The 22,710-nt window shown below is 27.7% G+C and carries 22 protein-coding genes; 8 read left to right on the forward strand and 14 right to left on the reverse strand.

The genetic code is table 11. The features are described from left to right. Positions 1-43: 43 nt before the first annotated feature. Entirely contained in the window at positions 44-1,567 is a 1,524-nt protein-coding gene (locus DAD81_RS12545) for a serine hydrolase (RefSeq protein WP_111708615.1), read from the reverse strand. Between the two features lie 71 nt (positions 1,568-1,638). Between DAD81_RS12545 and DAD81_RS12550 the strand changes: the two genes are divergently transcribed. From DAD81_RS12550 to DAD81_RS12560, 3 genes are all read left to right on the forward strand, one after another. Further along, positions 1,639-2,136: a YkgJ family cysteine cluster protein gene (locus DAD81_RS12550; protein ID WP_111708616.1), complete on the forward strand. Its 498-nt coding sequence runs from the start codon at positions 1,639-1,641 to the stop codon at positions 2,134-2,136. Between the two features lie 67 nt (positions 2,137-2,203). Next, on the forward strand, positions 2,204-4,435 hold the full coding sequence (locus DAD81_RS12555; RefSeq protein WP_111708617.1) for an amino acid permease: 2,232 nt from the start codon (positions 2,204-2,206) through the stop codon (positions 4,433-4,435). 62 nt (positions 4,436-4,497) lie between these two features. After that, positions 4,498-5,697 (forward strand): hypothetical protein, encoded by a 1,200-nt coding sequence (locus DAD81_RS12560; RefSeq protein ID WP_111708618.1) that lies wholly within the window; start codon positions 4,498-4,500, stop codon positions 5,695-5,697. A gap of 1 nt (position 5,698) precedes the next feature. Here DAD81_RS12560 and DAD81_RS12565 read toward each other — a convergent pair whose 3' ends face one another. Both DAD81_RS12565 and DAD81_RS12570 read right to left on the reverse strand, forming a co-directional pair. Next, positions 5,699-6,490: a 3-keto-disaccharide hydrolase gene (locus DAD81_RS12565; protein WP_111708619.1), complete on the reverse strand. Its 792-nt coding sequence runs from the start codon at positions 6,488-6,490 to the stop codon at positions 5,699-5,701. Then, entirely contained in the window at positions 6,483-7,712 is a 1,230-nt protein-coding gene (locus DAD81_RS12570; RefSeq protein WP_111708620.1) for an exo-beta-N-acetylmuramidase NamZ family protein, read from the reverse strand. Before DAD81_RS12570 ends, DAD81_RS12565 begins: the two co-directional genes overlap by 8 nt. An 8-nt stretch (positions 7,713-7,720) precedes the next feature. Here DAD81_RS12570 and DAD81_RS12575 point away from each other — a divergent pair, with 8 nt between their 5' ends. Beyond that, the gene (locus DAD81_RS12575; protein WP_111708621.1) at positions 7,721-8,956 is read left to right on the forward strand and encodes an FtsX-like permease family protein; all 1,236 of its coding nucleotides are present in this window, start codon (positions 7,721-7,723) and stop codon (positions 8,954-8,956) included. An 18-nt stretch (positions 8,957-8,974) separates the two neighbouring features. Beyond that, positions 8,975-9,427, forward strand: coding sequence for a GNAT family N-acetyltransferase (locus DAD81_RS12580; protein WP_111708622.1), 453 nt, complete (start codon positions 8,975-8,977; stop codon positions 9,425-9,427). Positions 9,428-9,477: 50 nt separating this feature from the next. Here DAD81_RS12580 and DAD81_RS12585 read toward each other — a convergent pair whose 3' ends face one another. Then, a complete protein-coding gene (locus tag DAD81_RS12585; RefSeq protein WP_111708623.1) occupies positions 9,478-11,067 on the reverse strand; it encodes a peptide chain release factor 3 in 1,590 nt (529 codons plus the stop codon). A gap of 143 nt (positions 11,068-11,210) precedes the next feature. Between DAD81_RS12585 and idi the strand changes: the two genes are divergently transcribed. After that, the gene (gene idi, locus DAD81_RS12590) at positions 11,211-11,729 is read left to right on the forward strand and encodes an isopentenyl-diphosphate Delta-isomerase (protein WP_111708624.1); all 519 of its coding nucleotides are present in this window, start codon (positions 11,211-11,213) and stop codon (positions 11,727-11,729) included. A 5-nt stretch (positions 11,730-11,734) separates the two neighbouring features. After that, positions 11,735-12,145, forward strand: a complete 411-nt coding sequence (locus tag DAD81_RS12595) for a 6-pyruvoyl trahydropterin synthase family protein (protein ID WP_111708625.1) — start codon at positions 11,735-11,737, stop codon at positions 12,143-12,145. Between the two features lie 72 nt (positions 12,146-12,217). On the opposite strand, the gene DAD81_RS12600 is transcribed toward DAD81_RS12595, so the two are convergent. From DAD81_RS12600 to dapF, 8 genes are all read right to left on the reverse strand, one after another. Then, entirely contained in the window at positions 12,218-12,808 is a 591-nt protein-coding gene (locus DAD81_RS12600) for a coiled-coil domain-containing protein (RefSeq protein WP_111708626.1), read from the reverse strand. Positions 12,809-12,830: 22 nt separating this feature from the next. Beyond that, positions 12,831-13,844, reverse strand: a complete 1,014-nt coding sequence (locus tag DAD81_RS12605; protein ID WP_111708627.1) for an adenosine deaminase — start codon at positions 13,842-13,844, stop codon at positions 12,831-12,833. Positions 13,845-13,952: 108 nt separating this feature from the next. Then, a complete protein-coding gene (locus tag DAD81_RS12610; RefSeq protein WP_111708628.1) occupies positions 13,953-14,426 on the reverse strand; it encodes a hypothetical protein in 474 nt (157 codons plus the stop codon). 124 nt (positions 14,427-14,550) lie between these two features. Further along, positions 14,551-14,682 (reverse strand): hypothetical protein, encoded by a 132-nt coding sequence (locus DAD81_RS21145; RefSeq protein ID WP_262511276.1) that lies wholly within the window; start codon positions 14,680-14,682, stop codon positions 14,551-14,553. Between the two features lie 838 nt (positions 14,683-15,520). Then, positions 15,521-16,138, reverse strand: coding sequence for a peptidoglycan-binding protein LysM (locus DAD81_RS12615; protein ID WP_111708629.1), 618 nt, complete (start codon positions 16,136-16,138; stop codon positions 15,521-15,523). Positions 16,139-16,343: 205 nt separating this feature from the next. Beyond that, on the reverse strand, positions 16,344-17,378 hold the full coding sequence (mltG, locus tag DAD81_RS12620) for an endolytic transglycosylase MltG (RefSeq protein WP_111708630.1): 1,035 nt from the start codon (positions 17,376-17,378) through the stop codon (positions 16,344-16,346). A 1-nt stretch (position 17,379) separates the two neighbouring features. Then, positions 17,380-17,901, reverse strand: coding sequence for a GNAT family N-acetyltransferase (locus DAD81_RS12625; protein ID WP_111708631.1), 522 nt, complete (start codon positions 17,899-17,901; stop codon positions 17,380-17,382). After that, complete coding sequence (gene dapF / locus DAD81_RS12630; RefSeq protein WP_111708632.1) at positions 17,901-18,680, reverse strand: diaminopimelate epimerase; 780 nt, start codon at positions 18,678-18,680, stop codon at positions 17,901-17,903. The genes DAD81_RS12625 and dapF overlap by 1 nt, the downstream gene beginning before the upstream one ends. Positions 18,681-18,844: 164 nt before the next feature. Here dapF and DAD81_RS12635 point away from each other — a divergent pair, with 164 nt between their 5' ends. After that, positions 18,845-20,254, forward strand: coding sequence for a trypsin-like peptidase domain-containing protein (locus tag DAD81_RS12635; RefSeq protein WP_111708633.1), 1,410 nt, complete (start codon positions 18,845-18,847; stop codon positions 20,252-20,254). Between the two features lie 103 nt (positions 20,255-20,357). Here the strand turns inward: DAD81_RS12635 and DAD81_RS12640 are convergent, their stop codons facing one another. After that, positions 20,358-21,515, reverse strand: coding sequence for a C1 family peptidase (locus DAD81_RS12640; RefSeq protein WP_111708634.1), 1,158 nt, complete (start codon positions 21,513-21,515; stop codon positions 20,358-20,360). Continuing rightward, positions 21,515-22,708, reverse strand: coding sequence for an alpha/beta hydrolase (locus tag DAD81_RS12645; protein ID WP_111708635.1), 1,194 nt, complete (start codon positions 22,706-22,708; stop codon positions 21,515-21,517). Before DAD81_RS12645 ends, DAD81_RS12640 begins: the two co-directional genes overlap by 1 nt. Positions 22,709-22,710: the final 2 nt, after the last annotated feature.

Consider the following 22,710-nt stretch of genomic DNA (forward strand, 5'->3'; position numbering starts at 1 on the left):
TAAATTATTTCGAAGTGCAAAAATACTAAATTCAATATTATTTTCACTGCTTTATAAACTCAAATTCTGAGAAGTCAAAATCTGGATTGGGAACATGAATATGAAGTTTAGATACTAAACCATTTTTATTTAAATCAAACCATAATTTACCTTGAGGTAAAGAAGTTAAGTTTTTGTCAAATCTAAATGTAAATATATTGTTATTCCAATGGTATAAATCTGCATTATAAATTGGAGTTTTATCCATTGAAAAATGAAGTTGATTATTTTTAATACTTACTGAAACCGTACCGTATATTTTGTCTTTAAAAATTCCTGTATAATTTTCTAATTTTAAATGATTTGGGTTTAATTTACCTCTTAATTTATTATTTTTGATCAACTTTATGTTTTGAATACTATCTTGTTTCTTTTTAAAAGTATAGTAATCTGCCGACCAATCTTTTCCTTCCAAATTATTGGTTAACAAAACATCTAATATTTTATTTTTTAAAATACCAGCTAGCCAGTTTAAGTTATTAGTTAAAATAACTACACCTATTCCTTGTTCTGGTAAATAAAAAGTCTTAGAAATCATACCATCATATCCACCTCCATGAGAAACTACTTTAGCACCATAATAATCTTGTATGTACCAACCTAATCCATAAGATTTGAAATGTACATTCTCATTTTTACTAGGGAAAGGTATATTTATATGAGGAGTTGTAATTGTTTCAAAACTATTTTCAGAAAAATATTCTTTATCATTTAATTTTCCTTTATTAATATTTAATTGAAGCCATTTTGAAAAATCATTTACTGAAGAAATAAGTGCGCCTGCAGGAGCAATATTATCCCAATTAAGCCATTTTAACTCATTATTTTTTCCATTTTCATAATAATAAGGTGTAGCAATATTATCAGTTTTATTAAGTTGGTTAGTACTTGTTAGCGTTCTATCCATTTGTAATGGATTTAAAAATGATTTTTGAATATAAGTTGACCAATCTTCTCCTGTAACTTTTTCAATTATCTGTCCAGCAGCTAAAAATGCTATGTTTGAGTATCCAAAAGTGGTTCTAAATTCTGTTTTGGGAGTTAAATATTGTTGTGAATTAATAATTTCTTCTGGGGTTTTTGTTGTACCAAACCATAATAAATCACCACTAAAAGTCGGTAATCCACTTCTGTGGCACAATAAGTCTTCAATAGTAAAATGATTGGTTACATAATCATTATACATTTTAAAATAGGGTAGGTAATCAATAACTTTATCGGTCCATTTAAGCCTGCCTTGTTCAACTAATTTAGCAATTGAAGTAGCTGTAAATGCTTTTGAATTAGAAGCTAAAGCAAATAAAGTGTTTTCATCTACTTTTAGTTTTTTTTCAATATTTGCAAACCCATAACCCTTGCTAAAAACAATAGAATCTTTGTTAACAATTGCAATTGCCATTCCTGGAATATTCCATTCTTGTAAAGATTTATTAAAATAAGAATCTAAATGTTTTAATTGCTGAGCATTTTGACCAAAACTAATTGATGTAAATAAAAATAGACCAATTAGAATTTTGATAAGTTCCATATTAATTTTTTTACGAATTTAATAATAATTAAACATTACGCATAAAATAATTAACATTTATATATTTGCATATGGAAAAATTTCTAAAAGAATTACCAGAATTAGCTGAAGAAAAATTAATTGAAAATAAAAAATACTTTCAAAAATTAAAGAAAAGGACTCCAAAAAAATTGGATCTTATAATGAAAGAATTACATGATAAAGAATTTAAAAAAACAGATTGTTTAACATGTGGTAATTGTTGCAAGACAACTAGTCCAATTTTTACGGATAAGGATATTGAACGAATTGCTAAACACTTAAAAATGAAGGTTGTTAAATTTATAGCTCAATTTTTAGAGCGAGATGCAGATGATTTTTACATTTTAAAATCGGCACCTTGTACATTTTTTGATTCAAATGATAACACTTGTTTTATTTATGACGTGAGACCAAAAGCTTGTAAAGAATATCCTCATACAAATAGAAAAAAGTTTATTCAAATTACAGATTTAACCATTACAAACGCAAGTATATGCCCTGCTACATTTAATATAATTGAGGCTTTAAAAGAAAAATTACCTTTATAATTATTTTTATAAAAGGTAATAATAATAGTTGTACTTTCGATATAGAAAAAATATAGATAATTATACTATGAGTAAATCATTAATTTCTACAAAGGCAAACTTTGGTACTTTGCCGGTGTTTTTAACAGCTATTTCAACTATTTTGGGGGCTGTAATGTTTTTACGGTTTGGTTTTTCTGTTGGGTCTGTTGGGTTTTTAGGTACGCTAGCCATTATTTTTATAGGTCATTTAGTTACTATACCAACAGCTTTAGCATTGGCTGAAATTGCTACCAATCAGAAGGTTGAAGGAGGAGGGGAATATTTTATTATTTCTCGTTCTTTTGGTATTAATATTGGAGCAGCAATTGGTATTACATTGTATTTATCGCAAGCTATTAGTGTTGCTTTTTATGTAATTGCATTTGGAGAAGCTTTTGAAGCAATAAAACCTTGGGTAGCTGAAACTTTTGGTTACGAATTATACGATAATCGTTTATTTACAATTCCTGCATTATTACTATTAATATGGTTAATGGTTACTAAAGGTGCTGATTTAGGTATGAAAGCCTTATATATTGTTGTTGCTATTTTAGCTATTTCATTAGTATTATTCTTTTTTGGATCAACTTCATATTCTGAAGTTTTTGACTCAAGTCTTTTATTTAAAAAGGCAGCTTCAAATAAAGATTTCTTTTATGTTTTTGCCATTATATTTCCTGCATTTACGGGAATGACAGCTGGTGTGGGATTGTCTGGGGATTTAAAAGACCCTAAAAAATCTATTCCATATGGAACATTGTCTGCTACTATTATAGGAATGGTTATTTATGTTTTTATTGCCTTGAAATTAATTTCATCTGCAAGTCCAGAAGATCTAGTGAACGACCAATTAATTATGAGTAAAATAGCACTTTGGGGACCAATAATTCCTATTGGGTTGGCTGCTGCAACAATATCATCAGCTTTAGGGTCTTTAATGGTTGCGCCAAGAACTTTACAAGCTATTGGTGGAGATGGTGTTTTTCCAAATAGTAAATTAAATTATTGGTTATCAAGAAGTACTTCAAAAAATAATGAACCTAGAAATGCAACTATTTTAACTAGTTTTATCGCCTTATTTTTTGTTTTAATGGGAGATGTAAATGCGGTAGCAGAAATAATTTCAATGTTTTTTATGGTTACCTATGGTTCTTTATGTTTAATATCTTTTATGCAACATTTTGCTGCGGATCCATCCTATAGACCTTCATTTAAATCAAAATGGTATTTTTCATTATTGGGAGCCGTTATGTGTGTGTTTTTAATGTTTAAAATTAATACAACGTATGCTTTTTCAGCCCTTATTTTAATGACATTAATTTACTTTTATATAACTATAAAAAGTAATACAGAAAAAGGAATGGCTACTATTTTTCAAAGTGTTATTTACCAATTTAGTAGAACTATGCAGGTGTTTCTTCAAAAAGCAGAAAAAGAAAAAGTATTAGAATCATGGCGCCCAGGTGTGCTGTGTTTATCTAAAGATAGTTTTGAAAGATATGGTGCTTTTGAAATGATGAAATGGATTTCTTATAGATATGGTTTTGGTTCATTTATTCATTTTGAAAAAGGTTATTTTTCTAAAGAATCTAAATTGATTGCAGAAAATAAATTGAATAAATTAATAAAGAAAGCCTCTGAAAGTAATTCAAATGTATTTTTACAAACAATCATTTCACCTTCAAATACAGCCGCAATTGTTCAGGCAATTCAGCAACCAGCTATTTCTGGACAGGCAAATAATATGATGCTTTTTGAATATAAAAGAGGTGAAAATGAATGGCTTTCTACAATTATAGATAATTATAGTTTGTTAAAAACTGCAAATTATGATTTATGTATTTTAGATAGTTCAGACAAAGGTTTTGGCTTTAAAAAAGATATACATGTTTGGATAAGAAAACAAGATTATGAAAATGCAAATTTAATGATTTTACTGTCCTATATTATTTTAGGCCATCCAGATTGGAAAAAAGGTAAAATTAAAATATTTGCTACTTTCCCTAAAGAATCTATGGCTATTGAAGAGAAAAATTTAATAGATTTAACAGCTTCAGGAAGGTTACCAATTTCGCCAAATAATATTAGAGTATTACCATTGGATCATGATAAAAGTTCAAAAGATTTAATTAATGAATATTCAGCAGATGCAGATTTAACATTAATTGGTTTTCATGAAGCTGCTTTAAAAGCTGAAAATTCTATTGAAATATTTGGAGGATATTCTATTGGAAATATACTTTTTGTAAATACTTTAAAAAGTAAATTTATTAAATAGTATCCAAATTAAAATTGAATAAAAATTAAAATTAATTTAGATAGAATAAAGAATAAAAAGAGATGAAAAAAATTAATAAAAGTAACAAGGGTTTAAATTCACAAAAAATTATTTATTTAATAATGGTACTATGTTTTCCGTTATTTATAAATGCTCAATCTGTACTTTATGTATATGGTGATGTTTCTGCAGATGGAGATATACCTTCAGGAGATAAAGCTCCGTTTCAACAAATGCGTTTAAATGACAATGGAAATGAAGGGATGAGTCAATTTTTAGAAGCTTTGGAAGAAGTGAAATTAAAAGTTTCGGAAGTTTACGATCAAGAAATTGAATTTACTTCAAAAAGATTAAAAAATGTTGATGTGTTAATTTTAGCGTCAAATCAACGAATGTTTTCTAAAGACGAAGCCAAAGCTGTATATAATTGGGTTAAAAAAGGAGGAGGATTGGTTTGTTGGTCCGATAGTGCTTTTGGAGGGAAATATGATGTTGTTGGAGTTGATAATCCTTTAGGAAGAGATTCGGACAATATAATTATGGAACAATTTGGAATGCATTTTTTAGTAGATAATGGCGCTGGAAATTATTTAGTAAAAGATTATACTCAAAATCACTTTTTAAATGCCAATAATAAAGATGGTGGAGTTAGGTTTAGAGGAGAAGGTGTAAGTTTTGTACGTGTTTCGCCTCCAGCTATAGTATTAGCAAAAGCCCAAGAAGGAGGGTTAGGTGGCAAATTATGGGTAAATAAGAAAGACGGTAAATTAAATATTGAAACGGACGCTGCATTGGCAATTGCAAAAAAAGGAAAAGGTAGAGTAGTGGGTTTATTTGATAGAAATTTATTTTGGAATGCAGGAGGTGGAACGCGTATAAGTCATTCAGATAATAAAGAATTTACACAACGTTTAATGTTATATGCAGCGGGAATTGAAGATGAAAATAGAATTCCTTCAAGAAAGAATAAAGAAAATACAGGAGTTAATAATCCGCCAGAAATTTCAATTGATTATGATTTAATTGAAAATACTTTTGTAAAGGTGACAACTATTATTAAAGATAAAGATACAGATCAAATTACTCCTGAAATTAATTGGAAACAAATTGAAGGACCAGCTGATGGAATTTTTGAAAATAACAACCCAAATACATTAACACCAGTTATTGAATTACCTGAAAATGGAATGTATAAATTTCAGGCAACCATTAATGATGGTGAATTTCATTTTACAAAAAACATTAAAATAGAAAGGAATTAATTTAGTTTAATTCCTTAATTTTTATATTTTTAAAAAGTACTCCTTGTCCTTCAGATTGTAAACCAATATAACCTTCTGTTAATGCTTTTCCATCAATTTTTATAGCTGGATCGAAATTTTTAACCACTTTTCCACCAATAAAAGGTTTACTGTATTCTAAAACTACTTTGTCATCTACCAAGTGTTTTATTATTGAATCTTTATAAACAATAATTTCACCTTTTACCCATTGTGTACATGGGTATGTTTTAGAAGAAGAACTAATACAGTGTCTAGGTGAAATTTCACCTTTATAATATACTTCAGTTGCAGGAGAACACATATTTCCCGTTGGTCTATCTCCTTCATCAGCATCAGCTAATAGTTGATATTCTATAGAAATTGGCCAGTTCTGATTTTTTAATATAGTTTTAGGATCTTGAGAATGAAACATAACACCACTATTTCTAAAAGTATGAATTGGACCATCTTTTAACCATTCATCTGTAAATTTATATTCAAATTGTAAATGAAAAGAAGAGAAAGATTTTTTATAAAATAAATGTCCAAATCTATCTTCTAATTTCCCATTGTAACCGTCATAATTAACTTCTATTACTCCGTTATTTACTCTAAATGTATTGGCAAAATTAACTCCTAAATCATAATTGTAGATTTTTGCAACCCAACCATCTAAATTTTTACCATTAAATAAATTTTCCCATTCAGATTTTTCTTTTTTTGTTGAAACCGATGAACAAGAATTTAGGATTAAGGCTAGGCCTATTATAAATGCAATTTTAAGATTATTCATATAGTAAATATTTTTTTCTAATTAATTTGAAATTTTCAATTTTAGGTTGCCAAGACTTTCTAATTTCTTCAGCTGACTGTCCATTTTTTATTTGCTGTTCAAGTTTAGTGTTTCCTGCGTGAATAGTAAAAGTATTTCCAAAGAATTTTTCGTTTTTTGGTGTTTTATTATGGGCATCAATTAAATAATCTAAATTCACAGCATTTAAATAGTTGGTGTTATTTAAATTAACACCATAACACAATTTACCATTATGCTTTGGGTATTTAGAGCCAAAATTAGGTTTTGGAGTAAATTTAAATTCACTTTTAGGAAAAAAAGGTGCACCATATTGCTGAAATTGATTTTCAGTTCCTCTTCCTGCGTTTATAGTTGTTCCTTCAAAAAAACCTAAACTGGGATATAAATTTATAGCAATCTCATTGGGAAGATTAGGTGAAGGTCTAATAGGTAATTTGTATTTACTTTGGTGAGTGTAGTTTTTTAATGGAATAACTGTTAAATTACATTGAACGCCATTTTTCAGCCATTTTTCACCATTTATCATTTGTGCATATTCACCTATTGTCATTCCGTAAACTAGCGGTACCGGATGCATTCCAACAAAACTTTTATGCTCTATTTCTAAAGTAGGACCATCTATATAATGTCCGTTAGGATTTGGTCTGTCTAAAACTAAAACAGGAATATTGGCTTCTGCGCAAGCTTCCATAATATAGTGCATTGTAGAAATATAAGTGTAGAAGCGCACTCCAACATCTTGAACATCAAAAACTATCAAATCTATTCCATCCAATTGTTCTTTTGTAGGTTTTTTGCTTTTTCCATATAAAGATATTATTGGTATACCTGTTTTTAGATCAACACCATCTGCAATTTCTTCACTGGCATCAGCTTCTCCTCTAAATCCATGTTCAGGGGAAAATACTTTTGAAATATTAGCATTTAGTTTAAATAAGCTGTCAACCAAATGTGTATATCCATTTTTGTTAAATATTACTGTTGTTTGGTTTGCTATAAGTGCAATTCTTTTATTTTTAAAAAGTTTTAAATAAAGTGATGTTTGTTGTGAACCAGTAAGAATTTCGTTTGAAATTTTTTGAGTTTTATTTGTTATAGTTTTAGTTTTATTTGTGGGTTTAGGTTGACCACAGGAAATGAAACTAAAAAACAATAAAAAAACCAATAAGAAATATGTATTTTTGAACGATATTGAAATCATAAATTAAATTGAATTACGAATTATTTATTGCTAAAAGGATTATTGCTGCTAAAGAATATAAAAGTAGTATATCATCACCAATAATAAAAATTGCAATTATAGCTATTTCATTAGGAATTATAGTTATGATGATTGCAATTGCTACTGGTTTTGGATTACAACAAAAGATTCGTGAGAAAATATCAGGTTTTAACGGCCATATAAAAATTACAAATTTTGATAGTAATAACTCTAAAATTACTTTAAGTCCAATATCAAAAAATCAAGACTTTTATCCAAGTTTTAAGAATATCAATAATATTAAAAATGTACAAGTATTTGCTACAAAAGGTGGGATTATTAGAACCCCTACAGATTTTGAAGGCATTATTTTTAAGGGAGTTGGGAGTGATTATGATTGGACATTTTTTAAGGAATACCTTGTTGAAGGTGATATTCCAAATTATAAAAATGAAGTTTCTAATGAAGTTTTAATCTCAAAAGAAATTTCAAACAGATTGAATATAAATTTAGGAGATAAGTTTAATATTTTGTTTGTAAAAGACCAACCAACAAAAGCGCCTTGGTTAAGAGTAGTTACGGCTGTTGGTATTTATAATTCAGGTTTTCAGGAGTTTGACGAGAATTTTGTAATTGCAGATATTCGTCATATTCAAAAAATGAACAGATGGGAAGAAGATGAAGTAGGAGGGTTTGAGGTGTTGTTAAATAATTTTGAAGATATAAATACTAAAAGTAGTGAAATTTATTCTGAAACTGCATCAACCTTAAATAGCCAAAGTATTATTGAAAGTTATCCAGGAATATTTGAATGGATTAGTCTTTTTGATACCAATATTTATCTGATTATTGTAATAATGATTTTGGTTGCAGGTATAAATATGATTACGGCTTTATTGGTGTTAATTCTTGAACGGACCCAAATGATTGGTATTCTAAAAGCTTTAGGAAGCTCCAATGTTAGTATTAGAAAAGTATTTTTGTACAATGCAGCTTATTTGGTATTGAAAGGTTTATTCTGGGGGAATTTAATAGGATTAGCCATTTTATTTATTCAAAAGTATTTTGGGGTAGTTACTTTAAATCCAGAAACTTACTATGTTAATGAAGCTCCAGTATATATTGATTTTTGGTATATTTTTATACTAAATGTAGGGACCTTATTATTATGTTTATTAATGTTAATTATTCCATCATTAATAATTTCTAAAATAAACCCTGCAAAATCTATAAAATTTGAATAACTACTTTAACAAAAACAAATGAAAATAAGAAGAGCAACAGAGAATGATCTTTTTAAAATAGTTGAAATTCTTGCTGATGATGAACTTGGTAAAAAAAGGGAAGTATTAAAAACACCTTTGCCAACCACTTATTTTGAGGCGTTTAAAGTAATTAATTTAGATAAAAATCAGGAGTTACTTGTAGTTGAAGATGGCAACCTTGAAATTATTGGAACCTTTCAATTAACATTTATTCAATATATTAATTACAATGGAGGTTTAAGAGCACAAATAGAAGCTGTTCAAGTAAGGGAAGATAAACGAGGTTTAGGAGTTGGAAAGTTAATATTTGAATGGGCCATTAATAAATCTAAAGAGAAAAATGCTCATTTATTACAATTAACTAGTGATAAAAAAAGGCCAAAAGCTATCAAATTTTATGAGAATTTAGGATTTATAGCTTCACATGAAGGAATGAAATTACATTTATAAAAAAATAGAGTAAGAATTTCTTACCCTATTTTTTTTATAAAATCTTACAGCTATTTAAATTCACTAGTAAAGTGCAATTTAACTGTAGGATATTTACTCTGTGTCATTTGAATTGTAAATGCTGAATCTGCTAAAAACACTAATTGACCTTGTTTGTCTTTGGCCATAAAACGTTGTTTAACACGTTTAAATTCTTTAAATTCTTCGTTTTTAGGGTCTTCAGGTTCAACCCAACAAGCTTTATGTACGGGTAAGTTTTCGTAACTACATTTAGCACCGTATTCATGTTCTAAACGGTATTGAATAACTTCATATTGTAATGCACCTACTGTTCCAATAACTTTTCGTCCATTTAAATCTAAGGTGAATAATTGAGCCACACCTTCATCCATTAATTGATCTAAACCTTTAAATAACTGTTTAGATTTTAAAGGGTCTGCATTATTTACATAACGGAAATGTTCTGGAGAGAAACTTGGGATCCCCTTAAAGTTTAAATTTTCTCCTTCTGTTAATGTATCTCCAATTTTAAAGTTTCCAGTATCTTGAATACCAACAATATCACCAGGGAAAGATTCATCTACAATCTCTTTCTTTTCTGCAAAAAAGGCATTTGGACTAGAAAACTTCATTTTTTTGTTTAAACGAACGTGTAAATATGGTGAGTTACGTTTAAAAGTTCCCGACACAATTTTTATAAAAGCTAAACGGTTACGATGATTAGGATCCATATTAGCGTGTATCTTAAATACAAAACCAGATAATTTTTCCTCTTTAGAATCTACCAATCGCTCTTCAGATTTTTTTGGTTGTGGAGAAGGAGCAATTTCAATAAAACAATCTAGCAATTCTTTAACACCGAAGTTATTTAATGCAGAACCAAAAAATACAGGTTGTAAATCTCCATTTAAATATTCTTCTTTGTTAAATGGCGGGTATACTTCTAGTACTAATTCTAATTCTTCTCTAAGTGTTTCGGCTGCTTTGTTTCCAATTATTTCATCTAATTCAGGAATCGAAATATCTGTAAATTCAACTCCTTCAGAAACAATTTGTTTTTTATCACCTGAAAAAACATTTAATTTTTTTCCGTAGATATTATAAATACCTTTAAAATCGTACCCCATTCCAATAGGAAAACTTAATGGGGTTACTCTTAAACCTAGTTTTTGTTCTACTTCATCTAATAAATCAAAAGCATCTTTACCTTCTCGGTCTAATTTGTTAATAAAAACAATCATTGGTATTTTACGCATTCTACAAACTTCTACCAATTTTTCAGTTTGTGTTTCAACACCTTTTGCAACATCAATAACAACAATTACACTATCTACTGCAGTTAAAGTTCTAAAGGTATCTTCAGCAAAATCTTTATGTCCAGGAGTATCAAGAATGTTTATTTTTTTGTCTTTATATATAAAAGCTAATACAGAAGTAGCAACAGAAATACCACGTTGACGTTCTATTTCCATGAAATCGGAAGTAGCTCCTTTTTTAATTTTATTATTTTTTACAGCTCCAGCTTCTTGAATAGCACCACCATAAAGTAATAATTTTTCAGTAAGTGTTGTTTTACCCGCATCAGGATGTGAAATAATACCAAAAGTTCGTCTTCTCTTTATTTCTTCTAAAAAATTCATTTGTCAAATTTTGAGGTGCAAATATATGGTATTCTAATTAAAAGATTAAAGAATAACACAATTCAAAAGTGTTGTAGATTTCAGTTTTTAAATTATTAAAAATTGAATAATCTTTTTGTAAATTTGTAACAATTGAAAAAATAATGAAAGAAGAAAAGGTTATATTAGTAAACGAAAACGATGAGCAAATAGGATTAATGCCAAAAATGGAAGCTCATGAAAAAGCGATGTTACACAGAGCCTTTTCAGTTTTTGTATTTAATAATAAAAATGAATTAATGTTGCAGCAAAGGGCAGGAGATAAATATCATTCTCCTTTGTTATGGACAAATACATGCTGTAGCCATCAAAGAGATGGAGAAAGTAATTTAGAAGCAGGGAAAAGACGTTTACAAGAAGAAATGGGTTTTGTTTGTGAGTTAGAAGAAAAAACTTCATTTATTTATAAAGCACCATTTGACAATGGTTTAACAGAACATGAATTGGATCATGTTATGGTTGGTTTTTATAATGAAAATCCAATTATAAATAGAGATGAAGTTGAAAGTTTTAAATGGATGACTTTAAAGGCTGTAAAAAATGATATTGAAAATAAGCCTGAAATTTATACAGAATGGTTTAAAATTATTTTTGATAAGTACTATGAATTTATAAATAAGTAATTGCAATGAAAGTAACAGTTAATAGAAAAGCACATTTTAATGCTGCCCATAGATTATACAATGCAGATTGGACAGATGCTCGTAATGCAACTGTTTTTGGAAAATGTGCAAACCCAAATTATCACGGTCATAATTATGAATTAATAGTTTCTGTGAAGGGAGAAATACATCCAGATACTGGGTTTGTTATGGATATGAAGGTTTTAAAACAACTAATTGAGACTGAAATAGAAGATCAATTTGATCATAAAAATTTAAATGAAGAAGTTGAAGAGTTTAGAAAATTAAACCCAACGGCTGAAAATATTTCAGTAGTAATATGGAATAAATTACGTTCTAAAATAGATGCTAATTTGGAGCTCTCAATTACATTATACGAAACACCAAGAAATTTTGTAGTCTATTCAGGAGAATAGACGAGAGTTTTATAGACATAAAAAAGCCTATTCAATTTTGAATAGGCTTTTTTATGATATATAAGGAAGAAATTAATCTTTTTTCTGCTTATTTAATTCATCTTGTAATTTACGCATTGCTTTTTGTTCACGTTCTAATGCTTTTCTTCGGTGATCATCATATTCTACTTCTAATTCTTTAAAATCTTTTTGAGATTGTTTAGTTACAGTATTACTACTTTTAAACTTTGAAATAAACAATGCCAATAACAATATTAAAACACCTATTATAGAAAACATAATTGTTTTAAAAAGATCTTTTTCTACTTGAATCCCAAGCAAAGAAATGCTTTCAATTTTACTGTTTAAGGTTGTTATTTCATTTTTTGAATCAGCTAAAGAAATATTTAAACTGTCAATTGTTTTTAATTGGCTGTTTATGGTATTGGCTGAACTTAAAATTTCTTTTTTAGAAGCAACTAATGAATCATTAATGTTCCCTTTTAATTTTAAAAGAGAGTTAAGTTTTATAACTTTATAATCTTGATATTTGTTTGAACTATTAATTAAGCTCTCAAACTGATCGTTTACTGTGCCAGTAGGATTAAATTTATTTTTAGTTTGACAAAATGTAATATTCGATATGAATAGAAAAATTGTAAAGATTAATACAGGTATTTTCATTGGGTTATAATTTGTTTTGGGTTCAAAGGTCTATATTTTTATTGTAATAAACTTCTAAATCATTTAAATATTGTTCTTTTTTATCATCATTTAAAAAAGAATATTTAAATGAATTTTGAGCCATACCATATATATCAAGCTTAGACAGGTTTAAAGCTTGTTGAATTTTCTGATAATTTTTATTAATATGTCCACCAAAATATGCTGGATCATCAGAATTTATGGTAATATTAAGTCCTAATTGAAGCATTTCTTTTAAAGGATGATCTTCTAAGTTTTCAACAACTTTAAGTGAGATGTTTGATAGCGGGCATATTGTTAATGCTATATCTCGTTTAATTATTTCATTAACTAAGTTAATATCTTGTAAGCAATTATTACCGTGGTCAATACGTTTAATCTCAAGTAGATTAAGTGCTTCCCAAATATAATCGGAATTACCTTCTTCACCAGCATGAGCTACAGGTATATATCCTTCCTTTACAGATGCTTTAAATACATTTTGAAATTTTGAAGGAGGATTGTCTTTTTCTGAAGAATCTAAACCTACAGATGTAATTAATTCTTTGAATGGTAATGATGATTGTAATGTTTTAAATGCTTCATTTTCACTTAAATGGCGTAAATAACTCATTATTAAAATAGAAGTTACACCTAGTTTTTCTTCAGCCATATCACAAGCTCTTGAAATTCCACTTATTACAGTTTCAAACGTAACTCCACGATTTGTATGAGTTTGTGGATCAAACATTATTTCAAGGTGTTTTACATTTTGTAAAGCACTTTTTTCAAAATAAGAATAAGTTAAATCAAAAAAATCATTTTCTGTTATTAAAACTTTAGCTCCTTGGTAATAAATGTCTAAAAAATCTTGTAAACAATTAAAATCATAAGCATTTTTAATCTCATTTATAGTTTTATAAGGTAATTTAATGTTATTTCTGGTAGCTAGTTTTAGTAGTAATTCAGGTTCTAGGGTTCCCTCAATATGCACGTGAAGCTCAGCTTTTGGTAGGTTATTTATAAATGTATCCATCGGGTAAATATAAACTTTTGAATAAATTTTAGCTTATAATTTTTAACAAAATCTATTTTTAGAAAAAAAATCGAAAAATAGAGAATATTTTTTGTATTTAATATAGTGTTAGATTTTATCAGTAAAATTCATATTCTCATCCATTTCTTTTTTTAGATCTACTGCTTGAATATAAATTGACATTTTACTTCTAAGAAAATATAAGATTACCATTATTAAAACAGCAATTGGAACAGTGTAAATAAATTCAATTTCATCAACATATAGTTCACTATCATTTATAACGGCTATTAATTGAAATAGGTAAACTGAAATAGGGATTATTAAGACATGTACCCACCAATGCTTATTGGTAATAAACCAAATTATTAAAAATAAAAAAGGAACAAATTTTCCAAAAAAAGTATATAAAAAACTTTGTACATCTCCATAATATCCGCCTTTTAAGGTGCCGAAAAACATATCATATGTTTCAATATTAGGAGGGATTGCTCGGTATAGATATAAAAGATATGGGGTTGATATTATTAAAAGAATAATGAAACTTCCTAATAATAAAGATTTTCTCTTTTGATTTTTCATTATTAAATTTTACACTTTTTATTTGAATCAAATATAAATAAAAAAACTAGATTTAAAAGATAACAACAAAAAAACCATAATATTAATATATTATGGTATATGATTTAAAAGAGATTAAGTAATATTATCCTTGTCTAGGTATAATTATTTTATCTTTTCTAATTGCTTGATTGTCTGAAGAATTATTAGTCATTGCAATAGTTGCGAAAAATCCTGCAACTAGTAATATTCCGAAAATTAATTTTATGTTTTTCATTTTGCTAAGGGTTAAATAATTAATAATAGTTCAAATATATAAATATTTTAGATATAAGCATAGAAAATCCTACTCTATTTTTAAAATTTTTTAAAAATAAAGACACTAGGGCTTTTAAAAAACTGTAATACAGTGATTTAAAGCGGTGAAATTTTATTTAATAAAATTCCTATTTTGGAGAACTTTAAAAGCAATACTAAATTTTTAAAAAATGAATGATATTTATGTTTTTTAGCGAATTACAAATTCTCTCCGTAACAATTTGTAATTATGGGGAAGGCTTTTAATAATGCAAAGATATTGAAAAAAATAAATAAAAAATCTATTCTTTTGGGTAAATTATGCGTTTTATTTCAAAGCTAAACCTTATGTTTTCTATTTATTTTAGTATTATTAGGTGAAATGTGATTGGATTTAGTAAATTCATATTAGTTTATTTAAGTTTTTCTAATTTATTAACTTTTTGAGTAGTTTTATAAAGCGAGAATGTTTCTCTTTCAATATTTATAGCTTTTTAATATAGTGTAGGAGCGTAGTGAAAGTAAAAGTAGCACTAGCATAGAGAAAACTAATTGTAATAAAACAATAGTTATAGGTTAAAATGAAAAAAACCACAATAGTAAGTATTGTGGTTTATGATTTATGAGACTTAAAAACCAGCCATTTCCTAAATGGATGATTTTTATAATAGCTTAATCACTTAATATGCTGTTGCTTAATGTAATTATTGAGATAAATTTAACAATAAGTCTAATTCCAAAAATTAATTTGGTATTAAAAAAAGCAACTTTTATAAAATAAATTAGCTGCTATAATAGCTACATTATATAAATAAAGGTTAAACTACTGGTTTTTGATTTGCTTCAATAAAGCTAGTATCAAAACCAGAGAATTCTTTTAAATAATGTTGAAGCGAAGAGCCGTAAGCATCTTTAAATGTATTTTGTCCGTAACTTCTCAAATATTTTTTCACATTACCAGCGCCTGCTAAGTGAGCTGCAGCTAAAATACCAGATTCTGTAATTTCTACTCCGTTTATTTTTTTTCCAACACTTCTCTTAATGTCTTTTCTTAATATCCATTTGTTTAATGAACACAAAGCAACAAACGCCTCTTCTTGTAATTCAGGATTGTTAAGAAATGTTGTTGTGTTGTAAATTTTGAAACGTTCTAATGTAGATTTTCCAAATTGATACTTTCCTAAATAGCCTAATGTGTTTACTGTTTCATATTTACCTTGTGATTCTTTAAAGCCAACAGCTTCTCTAAAACCATTAAATGAATTTCCGGTAAATGGTATGTTAATAGATTCTGAATTACTTTCGTCTTCGCTAGGAACTGAAGATTTGTAAAAATGAACATTTTTTGAATTCAAATTAAAAGTTTTGCTTTCTGAAAAACTAGAAACAAAAACAATTAATAGAAGTAAACTTAATAATATTTTTACTTTTTTCATAATTTAAAGGTTTTAATATCCTTGTAAATTTAAGCCTGCAAAATTAACATAAATATTAATACCTGCAACAAATACCTGTTAAAATATTTTTTGTTAATACATATTTAACAAAACTCCTTAGTTATTGTGAATTATTTAACATATTGTGGTTGAAAATTAAAAATTTCAAAAAAAATATAAATTATTTATTTGAGAAAACTATAATTTATCTATTAACACCTTGTTTGTTTAACCAATTTTGATATTTAAACGCATTTTTGTTGTGTTGTGATAACGTTTTCGCAAATTCATGTTTACCTATATTGGTAACGCTTGCGCACATAAAATAGTATTGGTGTATTGCAGGATTTAGAACTGCATTTATAGATGAAATATCTGGCATTGAAATTGGGCCAGGAGGAAGACCTTGATTTTTATAGGTATTATAAGGGGAGTCTATTTCTATATCTTTTGTTAAGACTCTTTTAATAACAACAGTATTGCCTAATTTTTTTTTCAAAGCAAAAATTATTGTTGGATCTGCCTGTAAAGGCCATTTACCTTTAAGTCTGTTTAAATATAAACCAGCAACTATAGGTCTTTCGCTTATATCTGCTGTTTCTTTTTGAACTATAGAGGCTAAAGTTATTACTTCAAATTTAGATAAATTTAGTTTTTTTGCTTTTTGTAATTTTGAAGGACTCCAAAAATGATTAAACTCTTGAAGCATTTTTTTTCTAAATTCATTAGCAGATGTATTCCAATAAAACTCGTAAGTATTAGGAATATACATGCTTAAGGAATTATTTTTATGAAACCCATTTTTAATTATAAAATCAGTTTCTGTGAAAGAATTTAATAATGAAATTGAATCAGCTTCAATTTGCTCAGAGATTCTACCTGCTAATTTTTCAAAAGAGTCTTGATTGTTGAATGATAATTTAACTGTTGTTTGTTTTCCGCTTCTTAAAAGGTTTACTAAATCATTATTATTCATTCCTTCCTTAATGTGATATTTACCAGGTTTTATAACATTATGGTAATTTTTTTTATTTGCAACCCACGTAAATGGTTTTACTCTTTTAAGAAAAGGACGTAGTATATTTTCAATATCTTGGTAATTACTATTGGTAGGAATGTATACAAAACCATCTTTTACAGTATTTGGTTTGTATATTTTAGTGTAATAATTAAAAGCTAAAACTCCACCAATAATTAGTAATAGACTAATTATTAAAATAATAATTCTTTTTAAGTTCATTTTATTTTTTAATTAATTGGTAAAGGATTTCATCTTTATAGGTTGAATTAGAGAATATCCAATCTTTTTTTACACCTACTGGTTTGAAATTAAATTTTTCAAAAAGGGTTATGCTCGTTTTATTTTCAGAAGTAATATTAGCAAATATTTGATGAACATTTAAATACACAAAAGCATAGTCAATTATTAGTTCTAAAGCTTCTTTACCAAACCCGTGGTTTTGATAATTAGGTAAAATTAAAATTCCTATACCAACTCTTTTATGCTGAGGGTCAAAGTCAAACAAATCAATCATGCCTACAGAATTGCTATCAGTATCACAAATTACAAAACGTAATTGTTTGGCTTCATAAATATCTTGATGTGCATTTTCTAAATATCTTTTCAGAATATATCTAGAAAATGGTGCTTGAGTACTGCTAACTTCCCAAAAGTCCTCATTATTTTCAGTTGAAAATAAGAAGTCAATATCTTCGGGCTCTAGAGCTCTTAAAACAATATTTTCACCAACTAGTATAGACATTAAATATTGATTTCCGCTTCAAAAACAAATTTTGCAGGTCCTGTTAAATAGACATTTGTATAAGTGTTTTCATTTACATCAAATGAAACCTCTAAATTTCCACCTAATACTTCAAGTTTTATTTGATTATTAGTTGTTATGTTTGTTTTGTGAGCTGCAATTGCAACTGCCGTTACTCCAGTTCCACAAGCTAACGTTTCATCTTCAACACCTCTTTCATAAGTTCTAACTTTAAAAGAATTTGAATTAGTTTTTTCAGCAAAATTTACATTTGTCCCTTCCTTAAAATAAGGAGCACCATATCTTATTTGAGCGCCTAATTCTTTTACATTAATATTAGAAACGTTATCACAAAAACTAATGTGGTGTGGTGAACCTGTATTTAAAAATGAATATTCTTCTGATACTTGAATGGTGTTTACATCAATCATTTTTAAACTTACAATGCCGTTTTTAATTGTTGCGTGATGTAATCCATCAATAGCATCAAATGTGGTATTCTCGTCTATGATATTAAGCTGTTTTGCAAAAGCAACTAAGCATCGTCCGCCGTTACCACACATACTACCTTCATTCCCGTCAGCATTAAAGTATACCATCGTAAAATCTTCTTTTTTAGAAGGTTCTAATAAAATTAAGCCATCAGCTCCTACACCAAAACGTCTATCACATAAACTATTTATAAGATTTACGTTCTCTTTTGGAAATGACAAATCTCTATTATCAATCATGATAAAATCATTTCCTGTTCCCTGGTATTTATAAAAATGTACATTCATTGTTGCAAATGTAATAAATTCAACTAAATTATTTTAGGTAAATTATTAAGAGAAATCTATTGGTGTTAAAATCAGTTAAATGAGCGTTAACAAAGAGTTAAAGCAGTTTTGTGAATAGAATAATTCTTTAATTTTGAGTGTTAATTTATAAAAAAACCATAACAATGAAAAAAATATTAAGTATTGTGCTGTTTTCGGCACTGGGTGGAGCTTTAACTTTAGGGTCTTATAAATTATTTATAGAAAAACCTCAAGTTGTATTAGAAAATACTATGGAAACAAGTCCGGTTACTGTAGCAACTAATTTCACAAATACAAGGGCAACATCAATTGAAAATACGGATTTCACTGTCGCTGCAGAAAAAACTTTAAATGCAGTTGTTCACGTAAAGAACACTTCTTATAAAACTGTAAGAGATCCTTTTGCAGAGTTATTTTACGGGCAGGGGAGTGGAGCTAAAAAATATTCACAGGTAGGAACAGGAAGTGGAGTAATTTTCTCTTCAGATGGATATATAATTACAAATAATCATGTTATTAAAGGAGCTACAGATATTGAAGTAACTTTAAATGATAAAAAAGTGTACAAAGCTAAATTGGTAGGTTCAGATTCTAATAATGATATTGCATTGTTAAAAATTGATGAAGATGATTTATCATATATAACTTTTGCAAATTCAGATAATGTAAAAGTAGGTGAATGGGTATTAGCTGTTGGAAATCCTTATAATTTAACTTCAACAGTAACAGCTGGGATTATAAGTGCAAAGGGTCGTGATTTAAAAGGAAATGGAAATATTACAGATTCTTTTCTACAAACAGATGCAGCCGTTAATCCAGGAAATAGTGGTGGAGCACTTGTTAATTCAAAAGGAGAATTAATTGGTATAAATACTGCAATTTCTTCAACTACGGGATCATTTGTGGGGTATTCTTTTGCAGTACCTTCAAATATAGCTAAAAAGGTTATTGAAGATTTAATGGAATTTGGAAATGTTCAAAAAGCAATTTTAGGTGTTCAAGGAGGAGAGTTAAATGGTAAAGTTGCTGAGAATTTAGATATTGATTTAGCTGAAGGATTCTATATATCAAGCGTAATTGAAGAGTCTGGAGCAGAGAAAGCAGGCTTAAAGAAAGATGATATTATAATTAAAGCAAATGATGTGAAAATTACTTCATATGCAGATTTAACAGGTTTTTTAAACACAAAAAGACCGGGAGATTCAATTAAGGTAACTTTTGTGAGAGATGGAGCGGAGAAGAGTACTAATGTAGTTTTAAGTAAAAACGAAATGAGCAAGGTATCTTCTTTAGGTTTAGAATTGAAAAATTTAAATAAAAAAGAATTAAATAAGTTAGATATTGAAAATGGAGTGAAAATTTCTGATATTACAAATAAAGAGTTATTGTATTATGGAGTTGAAAAAGGATTTGTAATTATAGCTATAAATGGAGAAAAAGTTCATACTGTTGATGATGTAAATGATATGATTACTGGGAAATCTGATGGTGATGTTTTAAGAATTGAAATGTTAAATAATGATGGAGAATTAGAACGCTATATTTTTAGATAAATCATAATTTATAATACACTACGTTTATTAAAATAAAATAACTCAGGATTGAATTCAATCCTGAGTTATTTTTATTCAGACATTTTATGTGATAATTTAGAAGTTAAATATTTAACTCTTTTTTTAAACTCTTTTTTAATCCATTTTTATGAACAAATATTGAGATGGTTTTTAACTTAAAGAAGGCTTTACTCATATAAACATAACCATTGTTCCCAATGCGTTCACTATTACCTCCCCAAGAGTTTTTAACCTTATAGTATTCATTCCCTTTTTGATCTTTTACCATACCAACAATATGCATTAAATGGTCATCTGTAGTATTATAATTTTCAAATTCATGTTGTCTAAACTCCGGAGTAATTTCTTTTTCTTTTACAATATAAGTCAATCCTTTTTTATTGTTTTCTGGATTATTTGGAATTATAGCAATACCATTTTTTGGAGAAAATGTTTTTTCTGATACATCACAATCTAAAGCAATAGTAAATCCTTTTTTTAGAGCTCTATCAGTAATTGATACCAATTCATTTAAAGGGATATTGTAAAACATTCCGTTTGAAAAATTATCAGGAATATTTAGAATAAAGCTACTATTATATGGTTGGTGTAAAAAAGAAGTTAACGTAACATAATCAGTTGTTTTTACTTTAGTTTTTTTAAGGAATGATTCAGGGGTATAAGTAATACCATTGTAAACAAAAGATTTAGGTACGTTTCCTAAGTGGCTATTTAAAATAGAATCTACAGATGATTTCCAATCAGGGTATTTAGAATTACTACCATTTTTTATGTAAGCATCTAACACCTCTTTTATTGCAGGTACAATTAAAGAATGGTCATATTTTGTTGCATTATTTTTTAAACCTGTAAAAGCATTTTGAGGAACTAAACCATAATTTTTAACAGAATTAAGAACATCATGAGCTAAACCTCCTTCGCTAAATTGAATTTTTCCTTGGCGCATTACATAATCCCAAGCTTTTGTTGGGTAGGTTTGTCTTACAGTATACATTTCTGAAAGATCAATTAATTCACCTGTGTTTCTAAAAATTTCAGATTCTAGAAAGGATGAACCAGAAAAACTCCAGCAAGTTCCCGTATTTCCTTGGCTTTTTACGGCAGATGCTTCAATATCTACAACAGTAGTAAAATTATATTTTTGTGCTGATGGTAAATTTACAGTTACTGCATTGTCTTCTTGAGCGTAAAATAAAAATGAGTTTAAAAATAAAGCGAGTGTTAAAATAGTATTTTTCATTAGTTTTCGTTTGGGGTTTCTTCAATATAAGTACCATCTCTTTTTTGCAGTACTCTTTCAATGTTTTCGTAATAGCCATCAGAATTTGGATCTCCTTTATGAAGTTTCATATATCCACTTTTAAAATAACGTAAGGCCATTTTATATTTTTTACCTGTTTCATAATATCTACCAATATAATAGTCTCCAATGGGAGAATCTGGATGGAGTCTATTAATCATTTCTCCAAAACTTTTTAGATAATCACCATTTTCTTTATCTAAAATAATAGATTCTATTACAAATATATCCTTTTCTCTAATTTTTAAATTACTTCCGAACAAGTAATCTATTTCAACATATTTTTTTTCTAAATAAGCAATTGCATCGGCAGGGGAAAGGTCTTTAATGTTCTGATCAAATTCTTCTTTTGAAATAGAAGAGTACATTTCAAAAATAAATGCCAAGGCTCCGGGTATTGATTTTCCAATAGATTCTGTTTTAGTTGAGTTTTCAAATTTTTCGTATTTGTATCTGAAATTTTTATTATTTAAAGAATCTAACAAAGAGTTTGCATCATCAATAATGGTACTGTATTTTTTAGGATTGTATTCTCCATTACTTAAATAATAGTAAAAATTTTCATTTTTTATTGAATTTGCTTTTCTGTTAAGCATTAACGGAATATCCAATCCATAATATGGGTTTATATTTATGAAAGCATTAAAAGTAGGATACTCTTCAATAAAAAAGTAATTTGTGTAATTAGCTGTTAAGGTATTACCAACAATGGTTTTAAAAGGAGATATTCTATAATTTTCTTCTAAATAATCCATTAATTCAAGTTTAATAAACTGATAAAAGGCTTCTCCATCACTTGTTGGTAAGCTATTTTCATCATTGTATGAGCAATCTTCATAGCGTTCGTTATTTTGGTTTTGATTTATCCCAACAATTATTTGCTCAGGTGCGTTGTCCTTGGCTGAAAAAAGGATTGAATTACCAACATAAAGATTAAATAAAAGTTCTGCATCCATTACAATTGTTAGCGGATACATTTCCGATCCTTCACTAGAATAACCAGGTGGAACATATATTTTTAAAGATCGTTCAGTTTGCAGTATTTCAGAATTAATTTTTCGCGTTTTAATATTCTGAGAGAATACTTGAGTTGAAATAAATACAAATAGAGATACTAAAATAAAATTTTTCATAA

Origin of the sequence: Lutibacter citreus (genome assembly GCF_003260195.1) — a bacterium.
Lineage (GTDB): Bacteria > Bacteroidota > Bacteroidia > Flavobacteriales > Flavobacteriaceae > Lutibacter > Lutibacter citreus.